Here is a 14,095-nt window from a genome sequence, read left to right on the forward strand (position 1 = left end):
CGGCCTGCCAGGATCCGGTCCAAGTCAGGCCGGTCCGCGTCAGGATTGTCGCCGCGCGCCCCCGGCTTTCGTGCTGCGGGGCGTGCCCGGCATGGCCAGCACGCCGCCGCATGTCGCCTGGCGGCAGCCAGTCGTGGTCGGCCAGGTGAGCGGCCGGCCATCGAGCGATCGCACCGCCAGATAGCCCCAGGCCTCCGCCTCCATGGCATCGCCGTCGAAGCCGGCGTCTTCTGCGGACACGACCGCCGCATCGCTTGCGGCGCCGGCCTTCAGGTCGGCCATGATCGCGGGATGGTGACGCCCGCCGCCGCAGATGATCCAGAGCTTCGGCGCTGCCGGGAAATGGTCGGCCGATTTCAGGATCGCTGCGGCGCTGATGTAGCAGAGCGTGCGCGCGACATCTTCCAGTGCACCGCTGCCCCCCGGCGGCACCGGAAAGTCGAACCGGTCGAGGGATTTCGGTGCCGGCCTGGCGAAGAATGGCGACGCCAGATAGCGCTCGGCCATGGTCTCCAGGATGCCCCCTTCGCTGGCGACGGCGCCATTCTGGTCATAGGGAATGCCCGCCTCGCGCTGCAGCCACTGGTCCAGAAGCGCATTGCCCGGACCGGAATCGAAGGCGACCGGATCGCTCGTTCCGTCGAGCCAGGTGACGTTCGAGATCCCGCCGATATTGACGAAGACCACGGGATAGGTCCGGCGATCCGCGGGCAGGCTGCGGGCGAGCGCGGCATGATAGGCAGGCACCAGCGGGGCCCCCTGCCCGCCGGCCAGCATGTCGGCCGCGCGCATGTCGTGGACCACCGGCAGGCCGAGCCGGTCGGCGAGGAGGTCACCGCGGCCGATCTGGATCGTCAGCGCCTCGGCCGGACGATGCAGGATCGTCTGCCCGTGGAAGCCGACGACGTCGATGCTCGCCCTGTCGATGGCGCAATCGTGCAGGAAGCGGTCCACCGCATCAGCATGGCGGCGCGTCAGTTCGACCTCCAGCGCCGCGATGTCGCCGGGACGCTCGGCCCGCTGACGGATCCCCTTGGCCGATTCCAGGGCAGCGGCCAGACGGTCCCGGAAGGCGGCGTCATAGGCGTAGACACGGGCTGGTCCGCGATCGACCTGCGCGTCTCCATCGGTGTCGACCAGCGCCACGTCGATGCCGTCCAGCGAGGTGCCGCTCATCAGGCCGATGGCGCGGCGCAGCTTCGGTTGGCGCAAATTCGGCTCCACAACTGGAAATCTCGCGCAGGGCTGATAAACCGCACCCCACACCTTGCGGAGCGCCCGGCGCTCCAGCGACGAAACGACAGGATCATCATTCCATGACCCGCTTCAAGTCCGAGTTCATGGCGACGCTCGCCGAGCGCGGCTTCATCCACCAGACATCGGACGACAACGGCCTCGACGCGTTGTTCCGCACCGAGACCGTCACCGGCTATATCGGTTTCGACCCCACGGCCGCCAGCCTGCATGTCGGGTCGCTGATGCAGATCATGATGCTGCACTGGATGCAGCAGACCGGGCACCGGCCGATCGCGCTGATGGGTGGCGGGACCGGCATGATCGGCGATCCGTCCTTCAAGGACGAGGCACGCAAGCTGCAGACGCAGGACACGATCGCGGCCAATCTCGCCGGCATCAAGCGCTCGTTCCAGCCCTATATCCGCTTCGGCGACGGGCCCACCGACGCGGTGATGGTCGACAATGCCGACTGGCTGCTCGGGCTGCAATATGTCCCGTTCCTGCGCGATGTGGGCCGGCATTTCTCCGTCAACCGGATGCTGTCCTTCGATTCGGTCAAGCTGCGGCTCGATCGCGAGCAGTCGCTTTCCTTCCTCGAATTTAACTACATGATCCTGCAGGCCTACGACTATGTCGAGCTCTACAAGCTGACGGGCTGCCGGCTGCAGATGGGCGGGTCGGACCAGTGGGGCAACATCGTCAACGGCATCGATCTCGGCCGGCGCATGGAGGGCGCGGAGCTCTACGCCCTGACCTCGCCGCTGCTGACCACGTCCTCGGGCGCGAAGATGGGCAAGACCGCCTCCGGCGCGATCTGGCTCAACGACGACATGCTCAGCGCCTATGATTTCTGGCAGTACTGGCGCAACACCGAGGATGCCGATGTCGGTCGCTTCCTGAAACTCTACACCACCCTGCCGATGGACGAGATCGCGCGGTTGGAAGCGCTGGGCGGGTCAGAGATCAACGACGCCAAGAAGATCCTCGCCAACGAGGTGACGACGATGCTGCACGGCCGCGAAACGGCCGAGGCGGCGGCCGAGACCGCGCGCAAGACCTTCGAGGAAGGCGCCCTGGCCGAGAGCCTGCCGACCATCGAGGTCCCGGCGGCCTCGGTGGCGGACGGTATCGGCCTTCTCTCGCTGCTGGTGTCGGCCGGACTTGCCGGGTCGAACGGCGAAGCGCGCCGCCACGTCAAGGGCGGCGCAGTGCGGGTCAACGATGCGCCGGTGACGGACGAGCGCCTGACCGTCGGCACCGACGCGTTGGTGCAGGGTGTCGTCAAGCTGTCGGTCGGGCGCAAGAAGCATGTGCTGGTGCGCCCAGCCGGCGGATGAGCCTGGACGCTCCCTTCGCCCGCGGTGTCAGTATTCGAAGATCCGGCGGAAGATGCCGGGCGCGATGGCGGAGATCGGATTGACCGACAGCGTCGGGTCGGCGAGCGGGCCGGCAAGCCGGTAGGTGATGCCGATCAGGCCGCCCTCCTGGCCATTGCCGAGAATGCCGCCGAAGAAGGGGATCGCGCCGAACAGCCGGTTCACCCCATAGGCCGGCATGAACGAGCCGTCGATGGCGATCCTGTTTTCGCCATCGACGATCACGCCTTCGAAACTCGACCCGAAGATCGGCCCGCGCACGATGCCGTCGCCCGCCACCAGCCGTTCGCCGTTCCAGGACAGCTGCGCCGAGGCGGCGTCGAAATAGGCGTCCGACGTCTGCAGTTCCTGGCCGACCGCACCGGCAAGGCTGGCTTCGCGGTCGCGGGTGGTGCCGACGAGCCGCGCCAGGCGCGATTCGTCCACCAGCGTGAAGTCATGCAGTACCAGTTGGCCGCCATACTGGTTCGGCTGGTTGCCGGCCATGGCGAGGCGCGCCTTGCCGCCGTACATCTTGGAATAGAGGCCGGTGAAGCGCAGCAGCGCGCCGGCATTGTCGGTGCCGAGTTCGACATTGCGGCCCTCGCCCCGCTTCTCCAACACCAGCCGCAGCGGCGAGCCGTCCACGGCAATTGCCGCGATGTCGGCCACCGGTGCGCCCGACGCCGGCTGGCGATAGGCGACGGTGGCGTTGCGGAATTCCTCGCCGCCGAAGCCGATGATGCGGTCGACCGCGATCGACAGGTCCAGCGGGGACGACCCGGCGGCGGCCGACGCCTCGCCGTTGGCGCGAAGGCGGGCGAGGCCGGCTCGCGCGTCGAGACTCTTGCCTTTGATCTCCACCGAATAGCCGGCGCCCTGGCGCTGGACACTTGCGGAAAAATCGTCGCCCCGGCTGAAGGCCGCCTTGTCGATCGTCACCGATTTCAGGCCGTTGCCGTCGGCTGCCACCCGGCCCTCGGCATGGAACCCTTCGCCCTCCAGCCGGGCGTTGCGCAGGGTGATGGCATCACCGTCCGCCGACAGATCGAATGACAGCGAAGCCGGCACGCCGGGGCCCTTGCTCCAGCCGGTGGCAGGAATCCGCAGACGGGCGGCCGACAGGTCGATGGCGGCGCGGTAAGTCTCGCCGGAGCGTACGAGCGTCGCCGACAGGGCGCCGTCGACTATGTTGCCAAGCGCCGGCGCAAGCACCTGCAGTTGCTGCGTTTCCAGCGACGCCGAGATGGTCAACGACCGCTCGCCGACGGGATCGGGCTCCAGCGGCTCGGAGAAGGCAATCTTGACCGGGAAGCCGTCGATGGTCGCGCTGACGTCGCCGAAGACCGTACCGGGCGACAGGCTCGCAAGCCCCGTCACCGCGCCGATCTGCCGGCCTTCGAGCTTGCGCTTCAGGTCGACCCCGTCGAGATCGGCCATCACGGTCCAGTTCTGCAGGACCGACTTCTCGCCCGGGCTGCCGAGCAGTATGCGGGCATTCACTCCGGCCGTCGCCTTGCCGGACACCTCGTCGCTCGTCCACCCGATCTTTGCCAGCGCATTGACCGGATCGCGGTCGGCGATCGCCAGGAGCGACGTGGCCTCGCCGCCGATGTTCAGCGACAGCGAAGCAATGACACCCTCGTCTTCGCGCTCGAACTGGATGGAGGACGGCAGGAGAGCGACGTCGGCAAAGCCTGCAACCTCGGCGGTTTTCACCGCGATCAGCGTCTTGCCGGCCCTGAAGTCCAGATCTCCCGTCACGGCCGACAGCTTCGGCAGACCGCCGAATGTCGCGAAGGCCGCGTTGTCGATCGCGAGGGTCAGGTGCATCTCTTCGGCGGCCGGGGGGATATCGGGCTGCATGACCTGCGGCAGGCGGTCGGCAGCGATGTCGAGGGTGAAGGCTCCGCTTTGCACCCGCCCGGAATCTGCCGCACGGTCGCTGACCCAGTCGCGCGCTTCCGGCGCCAGGAAGATCGGCCAGAAGGCCTTCACGACCGCCGCGTCGAGATTGTCCAGCGCGACGTCGGCGCGGATGCGATCCCCGGCCTCCAGCCCGCCCACCATTGCGGCGCCACTCACCCGACCGTCACCGGTATCGAGGAGGAAACGCTCGATCTCGGCCGCGCCATCGGCCACGTCGATCCAGCCGCCGAGCGCGAAGTCGGCGGATCTCGGCGCGGCATCGGCGTCGCCGGCGGTCGATCTCAGCTGCGACGTCGTCAGATCAAAGTCGTGACGACCGGCAGCATCGGCGACGAGATCGAGCCCGCCGGTAAACTTGGCCACGACCGAAGCGGTCTCGATGCGTCCCTGGGATATGGTGGCGGTGCTTCGGCCCTCTTCGAGGCGCAGTTCCAGGAGGGCTGTCCGGACGTCCACCGGCATGTGCCCCAGGATTCGTCCACCGCCGGCCTCGAAGCGTGCGCGCAGCACACGGCCGGATTCGGTCGTCTCGATCTCGGCGGCCAGTCTGCCTTCCCCTTCGAAGGCGACCGAACGGTCCCGAGGATCTGCCGGTGGGTCGCCGAACGACAGGTCGATGGGGGCAGTCTCGAGCGACAGGCTGGCGAGGCGGCTGCCGTCTGTGGACAGGGCAGCCCGTCCGGTCATCGCGACTGCACGGCTGTCGAGCTGGCCGCCAAGGTCGATCGCCGTCGCGCCGCCGCCGACACGGCTCACGGTCAGGCGATCGAGCCGCGTGTCCCCATCGGCATCCAGGACCTCGATATCCGAGACGTCGAGGACGCGCAGCCCGGCCTGATCCAGCGCGACGAAGATGCGGTCGGCGCCGAGGAAGAGGTCGTCGGGCGCAAACGGGCGGTCGCCGTTCTCCAGATCCAGGAGGCCGGGTGCAAGCCGGACCGATTCCACCGCCAGCGTCTCCAGCGCGAGGCTTCCGGTCAGGAGGCGGGTCAAGCTGACGCCCGCCCGCACCAGACCGGCCGAGCCGACCACTTCGTTGGTTCGGCGATCGCGAACGGCAACATCCGTGAACCCGAGGCCGATCCTGCCGGTCGACCCGATGCCGATCGTCTGCTGGCCGAGAGCGACGATGTAGTCGGGTCCAAGCGCGTGCGAGGCCAGCCGCGCCGTTTCGCGCCGCAGAAGGTCCTGGCCGGGCCCGGTCCACAGGACTGCCGCGGCGAGGCCGGCCAGGATGAGGAATGCGCAGATCGCGATGCTGGCCGTGCCGGCAATGATGCGGACGACGATGCTCATCGGCGCCAAGCGGCCCCGGGACCATGGCCGGCGTCGCCCGGGCAGCGGCATGCGAGGGGTGCAGGCATTCCGTGTCACGCTCCCTGGACGGCACCAGCCAGACACGGCCGCCGCTCGTTGAACAATTCGTCGCGCGGGCGACGCTATCGCCCACCGCTGCCATCCGGCATCTTCGCTCCCAGACCGTCAGCCGCGCGCTGATTCGTCCAGTCACACACTCCTGACGCACGATTTGCCCGAAAGGATGACACGCGATGCCGATTGCACCCGGTGACACCTGTCCGACGTTTCGCCTGCCCGACGACCGCGGCGAAATGGTTGCCTCCGACGACCTCGTGGGCCAGCCATTCGTCCTCTATTTCTATCCCAAGGACGATACATCCGGATGCACGCTCGAAGCTGTCGAGTTTACCCGGCTGAAGGGCGAATTCGAGGCGATCGGTGTTCCTGTCTTCGGCGTCTCGCCGGACCCGGTGAAGAAGCACGGCAAGTTCCGCGACAAGCACGAACTCGCGGTGCGGCTCCTGTCCGACGAGGAGAAGGTCCTCCTGTCGGCCTTCGGCATCTGGGTCGAAAAGAGCATGTACGGCCGCAAATACATGGGGGTCGAGCGTACCACGGCGCTCGTCTCATCCGACGGGACCATCGCCAGGCTCTGGCCCAAGGTGAAGGTTCCCGGCCATGCCGAAGAGGTGCTCGAGGCGGCGCGCCAGCTCACCGCCCCCGCATGAGCCAGCCACGCGAGGCGAACGCCCCGGCGACGCTGCGGCAGGCCGCCATCGAGGCGCTGCTGGCGGCGGACCTGGACGACAAGGTCGACCGCACCAATCTCGCCTGCCGCCTGTGGTTCGGCCGGCGTCTCGGCCTGCATGCGCCGCACGATCCGGCCCTGCCCGACCGCCCCGGTCGTCCTGCCGAGCCGGTCCTCGTCTCGCCGCGAACGGTCAAGCGCCGCTCCGTCCACTCCGAGGCCGGGCGGATCGCGCTGATCCACGCCCTCGCCCATATCGAGCTCAATGCCATCGACCTGGCTCTGGATATCGTCGCGCGCTTTGCCAGCGAGCGCGTGCCCCGGTCGTTCTTCGATGGCTGGATGACCGTCGCGCTGGAGGAAGCGAAGCATTTCCGCCTGCTGTCGCGGCGACTGGATACGCTCGGCAGCCATTATGGCGCCCTGCCGGCCCATGACGGGCTCTGGCAGGCGGTCGAGGTGACTGCCCATGATCTCGGCGCGAGGCTGGCCATCGTGCCCCTGATCCTGGAAGCGCGCGGCCTCGACGTCACGCCCTCGTTGCTCGCCAAGCTGCAGGAGGTGGGCGACGACGAGACGGCCGCCATCCTGGAGATCATCTACCGGGACGAGAAGAAGCACGTTGCGATCGGCGCCAAATGGTTCCGCTTCCTGTGTGCCCGGGAGGGCCGCAATCCGGCGCAGCGGTTCCAGGAACTGGTGCGGGCGAGCTTCCGGGGTGACGTGAAGGCGCCGTTCAACGACCGCGCCCGTGCCGAGGCAGGCCTGACGCCGACCTTCTACCGGTCCCTGTCGTCGCTTTCGAGCTGACGCTTCCGGGCGTCACGCCGCCTCGAAGCAGCCCGTCGTCCGGCCCGAGAAGGCGCCTTCCCGGGCCTTCGCCAGGGCGCTCCCAGCCGGACATCAAAGGAATGTTAACCTTACCGGGATGTAATCGCGCCGTCGACGGGACATCGCGTTCCGAAGTCCGGGGATGGGTCATGGCAGCGGTGAAGCACAGGCGAACATTCGGCGACCGGCGCGAACCCCATACGATCATCATCGCGCGCGGCGAACAGGTTCGCTACTTCACGATCGGCCGCAAGGCGCTGATGCTCGGCGCTGCCGTCGCCGCTCTCGTGGCCGTCACCTGCGTCGCCATCCCCTCCTACTACCTCCTCCAGGAGGACCTCGCCGTGCGCTATGCCGAGCGGCAGTGGAAGGTGACGCGCGACTACGAGCAGCGCATCGCGGCGCTGCGCGCCCAACTCGATACGGCGACCAGCAGACAGTTCCTCTCGGAGAAGATGGTCGAGACCAAGGTGGAGGTCCTCCTCGACCAGCAGGAAGAACTCACCGCCCGCTACGACAAGCTGCAGCCGCTGCTGGAACGTGCCAAGGAGACCGGAATCATAGCGACAGCGGTGCCGCTGCCGACCCATAATCCCCGCTCGGCTGCAACGGATGATTCGCCGGCCCCAATCGATACCGCGCTCGACGTGCCGGTCGATCCGGTTGAAGACGACGCGCCTGCCGTCGACGCGATCCGCACCAGCGCGATCGACACCGCCGCCTGGCGCATGACCTCGAAAACGCCGATGGTCGCAGGCATGCACGGCGGTCCGCGCTTCGACGTCTCCGAGGCCGCGATTCGCGACATCGGCCGCTCCATCGATCTCGCCGAGCTGCGGCAGATCGAGGACCTGCAGAGCCTCGCCGCGAAAGCTCGGACACGGAGCGTACGGATTGCCTCGGCCCTCACCGCCATCGGGATCGACCTGCCGCCGGCGAGCGCGAGCAGCGCGGTCGGCGGTCCATACGAGCCTGCGCACGTCGATTACGACTTCGAGGAATCCTACGCAGAACTCGATGCGGCGCTCGACGCCCTCAAGACGCTTCATGACGTCGCCACCCGCCTCCCGCTGACCGAGCCGATGCCGGCGAGTACGCGGTCGAGCACCTTCGGCATCCGCAAGGATCCGTTCCTCGGCAAGCGCGCCCTGCACGCGGGGATCGACTATGCGCGCCCGAGCGGTTCCGCGGTCTCGGCGGTCGCGCCGGGCACGGTCGTCCGGGCGGGTCGTGCGGGCGGCTACGGCAACATGGTCGAGATCGACCACGGCAACGGCATCACCACGCGCTACGGACATCTGTCGCGTATCGACGTGACGGTCGGCCAGGAGATCGTTCGAGGCATACGGATCGGCGCGGTGGGCAGCACCGGCCGCAGTACCGGCCCGCATCTCCACTACGAAGTGCGGCGCGACGGCCAGGCCGTCGATCCCATGCGCTTCCTGCGCATCCGCGACAGGATCCGGCTACCCTCCTGACGGGTCCTGGGCCGGACCGCTGAACCGAAACGGGCCGCCATAGCCGGCGGCCCTTTTCGTATCGTCAGTCGATGTCCTCGACCTCGGCGTCGCCGCCATGGACCCGGTGCGCCAGCGCACCCTCCATGAACGGATCGAGTTCGCCATCCAGAACGTCCTGGGGCGAGGTGCTCTCGATGCCGGTCCGCAGGTCCTTGACCAGCTGATAGGGCTGCAGGACGTAGGATCGGATCTGGTGACCCCAGCCGATGTCCGTCTTCGATGCCGCCTCGGCGTTCGCCGCATTTTCGCGACGCTCCAGTTCGGCCTCGTAGAGACGGGCGCGCAACATGTTCCAGGCGGTTGCCCGGTTCTTGTGCTGTGAGCGCTCGGCCTGACACTGGACGACGATACCGGTCTCCAGATGCGTGATGCGCACCGCCGAGTCGGTCGTGTTCACGTGCTGGCCGCCAGCGCCGGACGCCCGATAGGTGTCGATGCGCACATCGGACTCGTTGACGTCGATGTCGATCGAATCGTCGACCACCGGATACACCCAGACCGAGGCGAAGGACGTATGCCGCCGCGCCTGGCTGTCATAGGGCGAGATCCGCACCAGGCGGTGCACGCCGGACTCGGTCTTCATCCAGCCATAGGCATTGTGCCCCTTGAGGAGCAGCGTGGCGGACTTGATGCCCGCCTCTTCACCGGAATGCTCTTCCAGGACCTCGACCTTGAACTTGGCGCGCTCGGCCCAGCGCATGTACATGCGCAAAAGCATCGCCGCCCAGTCTTGGCTCTCCGTGCCGCCGGCACCGGAATGAACCTCGACGTAGGTGTCGTTGGAATCGGCCTCGCCGGAGAGGAGCGTCTCGATCTGCCGCTTGTCTGCCTCGGCCTTGATCTCGCGGATCGCGGTCTCGGCTTCCCTGACGATCTCGACGTCCTTCTCCTCCTCGCCCATGGCGATAAGTTCGATATTGTCCTGCAGCGACTGTTCGAGGCGGTTCACTGCACCGATCGCGGTGTCCAGGAACTGGCGTTCGCGCATGAGCTTCTGCGCTTCGGCGGGATCCTCCCAGATGGTGGGATCCTCCGCCTTGTTGTTCAGCAGGTCGAGGCGTTTGAGGGATTTCTCCCAGTCAAAGATGCCTCCTCAGCAGGCTTATGGCCTGCTTGATTTCGTCGACAAGGTTCTCGATCTCGGCGCGCAAGCCGCAATCTCCTGCTTCCTGAGGAAGGGGTCTGACACCGGCAGCCTGCGGCCATGCGGCAGCAGGCTGCGGGACAGGGCCGGAACGACCGGCAGCTGGGGACGGTCTATAACGTCCCTGCCCCGGCTTGGCTAGAACAGGCCGCCGCCGCCGGCACCCTGGACGATCGCCTGCTCGGCTTCCTGAGACACCTCGCCCGAGCCGAAGCCGCCGGCCATCTCATCGGCACCGATGATGCTGAAGGTGTCGGACGGACCGGTACCAGGCTTGAAGGCTTCCATGATCACGTCGCCGCCCGAGCCGCTGGACAGCATGCCGGTCTTGCGGTTCACCGCGATCAGATCCATGCCCTCGGGCACCTTAAACTCGACCGGAGGCACGCCCTTGAGCGCGTCCTCCATGAAGTCGATGAACACCGGCGCAGCCATGCCGCCGCCGGTCGCCCCGCGGCCCATCGGGGTGGGATTGTCGTAGCCCAGGAACACGCCGGTCACGAGATCCGGGGTAAATCCGACGAACCAGACATCCTTTTCCTCGTTGGTGGTGCCGGTCTTGCCGGCGATCGGCACGCCGAGCTCGGCAACGCGGGTCGCAGTGCCGCGCTGCACGACACCTTCCATCATCGACGTGATCTGGTAGGCGGTCATCGGATCGAGCACCTGATCGCGCTCGTCGACGAGCTCCGGCTCCGGCTGACCGTCATAGGTGGCGGCGTCGCAACCCTGGCAGATGCGCTGGTCGTGCTTGTAGATGGTCTTGCCGTAGCGGTCCTGGACCCGGTCGATCAGCGAGGGTTCCAGCGAACGGCCACCATTGGCGATGACCGAGTAGGCCGACACCATGCGCAGCACGGTCGTTTCGCCCGCTCCGAGCGCCATCGGCAGGTACTTGCCCAGATTGTCGTAGATGCCGAAACGCTCTGCATATTCGGCGACAAGGTCCATGCCCATGTCCTTGGCGAGCCGGATGGTCATCAGGTTGCGGCTCTTCTCGATGCCCAGACGCAGGGTCGAGGGCCCGGCTGAGCCGCCGCCGTAGTTCGACGGCTCCCAGACCCCGCCGTTGCCGTCCGGCAGCGAGATCGGGGCATCCATGACCACCGAGGACGGCGTGTAGCCATTGTCGAGCGCTGCGGCATAAACGAACGGCTTGAAGGAGGAGCCGGGCTGGCGATAGGCTTGGCTGGCGCGGTTGAACTCCGACTGTGCAAAGGAGAAGCCGCCGACCATGGCCACCACGCGGCCGGTCTTGGGTTCCATCGCGACAAGCGCGCCCTGGATTTTGGGCGGCTGGCGCAGCCGGTAGCCGTCGCCCTCCTCCTTCTTCTCGACATAGACGACGTCGCCGCGCGACAGCACTTCTGCCGCGGAATTCACACTGCCCGTGCGCTCCGGCAGGTCGAGGCGCAGCGCCCATTTCATGTCGTCCGTGGCGATAGTCGCCAACTCGCGTTCGGCGCCGCGGGCGCCGGAGATGTCCAGGGGCGGCTGGACGCCGATCTCGACGCGGCCGGCATCGGCCGTCAGGACGACCGCGAGACGCCATTCGGGCACGTCGGCCAGCGGCTCGATCTTGGCCAGCGGCTGGCCCCAGTCACTGCCGATCTCGACCCGGGTCACCGGGCCGCGCCAGCCGCGGGCCTGGTCATATTCGATCAGCCCGTGCTGCAGCGCCTTGCGGGCCTCGGCCTGCAACTCCGGGTCGAGCGTCGTGCGGACCGACAGACCGCCCTCATAGAGCGCATCGACGCCGTAACGCTGGATGACCTCGCGGCGCACATCCTCGGTGAAGTATTCCGATGACGCCAGATAGGTACCGGTCGGCCGGGGATGTACTTCGAGTGGCTTGTCCTGGGCCTCGCTCGCCGCCTCGGCGCTGATGATGTCGTTGGCGGTCATCTGGTCGATGACCCAGTTCCGGCGCTCGATTGCCCGGTCCGTGTCGCGAAACGGATTGTAGTTTTCCGGCGCCTTCGGCAGTGCGGCGAGGTAGGCCGCCTCCTCGATTGTCAGTTCGTTCACGGACTTGTCGAAATAGGCCAGCGCAGCAGCAGCGACGCCGTAGGCGCCGAGACCCAGATAGATCTCGTTCAGGTAGAGCTCGAGGATCTTGTCCTTCGAATAGGCCTGCTCGATGCGCAGGGACAGGATCGCTTCCTTGATCTTGCGGTCGAAGGTGCGCTCGTTGGTCAGGAGGAAGTTCTTGGCGACCTGCTGGGTGATCGTCGAGGCCCCCTGCATGCGGCCGCCCTTGGCCAGCACCATCACGGCACGCGCAACGCCCTCGATGTCGACGCCAGGATGCTGGTAGAAATTCTTGTCCTCGGCAGACAGGAAGGCGTTCTTGACCAGATCCGGCACGGCCTGGATTGGCAGGAACAGGCGGCGCTGGCGGGCATATTCGGCCATCAGCGATCCGTCCGCGGCGTGCACGCGCGTGGTGACCGGTGGCTCGTAGGCAGCTAGCACCTGATAGTCCGGCAGGTCGCTGCCCATCTTCTCGATGTACCAAGCGAAACCGCCCGCCACCACGAGGAAGAAGACGGCACCGATGGCAAAGAAATAGCCGAGCAGTCTGATCATCGAAACTCCGTCCGTCCAACGCCGGCCGCCGGTCCGGTCTCATGTTCCCGGCAGCGGCCCACGCAGGCCTCGATCGGGAATATTCAACATCCGCCGCCATTTGTCGGTCAGCGAAGGTCCATGTCACGCTTTTCCTGCTGCGCAAATGCGGCGAGCCCATGGACGCCTGGGCCCGTGTGACACGCAATTGCAGGCATGCGTTGTGGATTTATCACATTTGGCCACTGGCGCCTCGCCCGATCAGCCGGGCTTGCGCGGTTCGGCGACCTTTTCCCCGAAGAAATCGACCACGGCCTGGGCGATGGCCGCGGCCGCGTCCTTGCGCCACGCGGGATCGGTCAGCAGCCGCTCGTCCTCGCGGTTCGACAGGAAGCCCAGTTCGACGAGGACAGACGGCACGTCCGGTGCGGTCAGGACCTTGAAGCCGGCGGACCGCTTCGGCCGCTTGATCAGCCGGATGTCCTCGCGCTGCAGGTCCTGAACCAGGGATGTCGCGAAATGCTCGGAAAAGCTCACCGTCTCGCGCCGGGTGAGGTCGAGGAGGATGTCGAACACGGTCGGCTCGTCGCGCTGCCATTCCGCGCCGGCAAATCGGTCCGCGGCGTTTTCCGAGGCCGCGATCTCGCGGGAGAGCTCGTCCGATGCGGTTTCCGACAGGGTGTAGACCGTCGCGCCGCGCAGATTGGCATAGCGGATCGAGTCGGCGTGGATAGAAATGAACAGATCGGCGCGCTCGCGGCGGCCGATGGCGGCCCGCTCTTCCAGCGGGATGAAGGTGTCGTCGTCCCGGGTGAGCACGACGTCGACATCGCCGCGCGCCTGCAGGGCGTCGCGCAGGGCCAGGGCCATGGCCAGGTTGATGTCTTTCTCCAGCGTGCCGCTCTCGGACACAGCCCCCCTGTCGACGCCGCCATGGCCGGCGTCGAGAACGACCTTGAGCGTCTTGTCGGCGGAAATGGCGGCCGGGTCGACCGGCACCTTCGGCGCCCCGCCCGGCCGCGCCGCGAGCGACGGCGCGGCCGCTTGGGCTTCGGACGCGGCAGCCCTTATGGTCAGCGACAGGGTTTCCCCAGTACTGGTTTCGGCACGGGCGAGTTCGGCGACAGCGGATCGTTTGAGCGTGAAGATGAACCGGTAGCGGTCCGCGGCGACAAGGCCGTGCCGGCTGCCGGCGACGAGCGGGTTGTCGGGCGACGTGTCGAGCGAGGCGGCCGACAGCGTGTCCTGGAAGTCGACGGCGATGCGATCCGGATTGCGCAGGCGCAGAATGCGCGCGTCGGGCTGGCCGATGACGTCGAACTCGACCGTGAAGGCATCGTCGGCGGCCGATTGCGTGACGGCGGTGATGATCCTTTCTTCGGCTGCTGCCGGGTGAAGACAGCCAGCGACGAGAACGAATACGGCGACCGCCAACCATGCCATGCCCAGAAGCGGCCCTCCCGGA

9 protein-coding genes are annotated in these 14,095 nt (G+C 67.2%); 4 read left to right on the top strand and 5 right to left on the bottom strand.

What is annotated here, in order from left to right:
• Nucleotides 1–39: 39 nt before the first annotated feature.
• Complete coding sequence (locus VQ042_RS08300; protein WP_331817435.1) at nt 40–1,212, bottom strand: anhydro-N-acetylmuramic acid kinase; 1,173 nt, start codon at nt 1,210–1,212, stop codon at nt 40–42.
• Between the two features lie 104 nt (nt 1,213–1,316).
• On the opposite strand from VQ042_RS08300, the gene tyrS reads away from it, so the two are divergent.
• Nucleotides 1,317–2,573 carry a tyrosine--tRNA ligase gene (gene tyrS / locus VQ042_RS08305; protein ID WP_331817437.1) on the top strand — a complete coding sequence of 419 codons (1,257 nt, stop codon included), beginning with the start codon at nt 1,317–1,319 and terminating at the stop codon, nt 2,571–2,573.
• Nucleotides 2,574–2,600: 27 nt separating this feature from the next.
• Here the strand turns inward: tyrS and VQ042_RS08310 are convergent, their stop codons facing one another.
• Nucleotides 2,601–5,816: a hypothetical protein gene (locus VQ042_RS08310; RefSeq protein ID WP_331817439.1), complete on the bottom strand. Its 3,216-nt coding sequence runs from the start codon at nt 5,814–5,816 to the stop codon at nt 2,601–2,603.
• Between the two features lie 254 nt (nt 5,817–6,070).
• On the opposite strand from VQ042_RS08310, the gene VQ042_RS08315 reads away from it, so the two are divergent.
• The 3 genes from VQ042_RS08315 to VQ042_RS08325 all read left to right on the top strand — a co-directional run bounded on the left by VQ042_RS08315 (nt 6,071) and on the right by VQ042_RS08325 (nt 8,876).
• Complete coding sequence (locus VQ042_RS08315) at nt 6,071–6,547, top strand: peroxiredoxin (RefSeq protein ID WP_331817441.1); 477 nt, start codon at nt 6,071–6,073, stop codon at nt 6,545–6,547.
• Complete coding sequence (locus tag VQ042_RS08320; protein ID WP_331817443.1) at nt 6,544–7,377, top strand: ferritin-like domain-containing protein; 834 nt, start codon at nt 6,544–6,546, stop codon at nt 7,375–7,377. The genes VQ042_RS08315 and VQ042_RS08320 overlap by 4 nt, the downstream gene beginning before the upstream one ends.
• Before the next feature lie 170 nt (nt 7,378–7,547).
• On the top strand, nt 7,548–8,876 hold the full coding sequence (locus VQ042_RS08325) for a M23 family metallopeptidase (protein ID WP_331817445.1): 1,329 nt from the start codon (nt 7,548–7,550) through the stop codon (nt 8,874–8,876).
• A 64-nt stretch (nt 8,877–8,940) separates the two neighbouring features.
• On the opposite strand, the gene prfB is transcribed toward VQ042_RS08325, so the two are convergent.
• The 3 genes from prfB to VQ042_RS08340 form a co-directional block, all read right to left on the bottom strand.
• Nucleotides 8,941–10,069 (bottom strand): peptide chain release factor 2 gene (prfB, locus tag VQ042_RS08330; protein ID WP_331817447.1). Its coding sequence is split into 2 segments (ribosomal slippage): nt 8,941–9,999 and nt 10,001–10,069, totalling 1,128 coding nucleotides; the frame shifts between segments, so codons are not numbered across the junction.
• A gap of 131 nt (nt 10,070–10,200) precedes the next feature.
• Entirely contained in the window at nt 10,201–12,651 is a 2,451-nt protein-coding gene (locus VQ042_RS08335) for a penicillin-binding protein 1A (protein WP_331817449.1), read from the bottom strand.
• A 240-nt stretch (nt 12,652–12,891) separates the two neighbouring features.
• Entirely contained in the window at nt 12,892–14,073 is a 1,182-nt protein-coding gene (locus tag VQ042_RS08340; RefSeq protein WP_331817451.1) for an N-acetylmuramoyl-L-alanine amidase, read from the bottom strand.
• Between the last annotated feature and the right edge of the window lie 22 nt (nt 14,074–14,095).

The organism is Aurantimonas sp. A2-1-M11, from assembly GCF_036549475.1.
Classification (GTDB): domain Bacteria; phylum Pseudomonadota; class Alphaproteobacteria; order Rhizobiales; family Rhizobiaceae; genus Aurantimonas.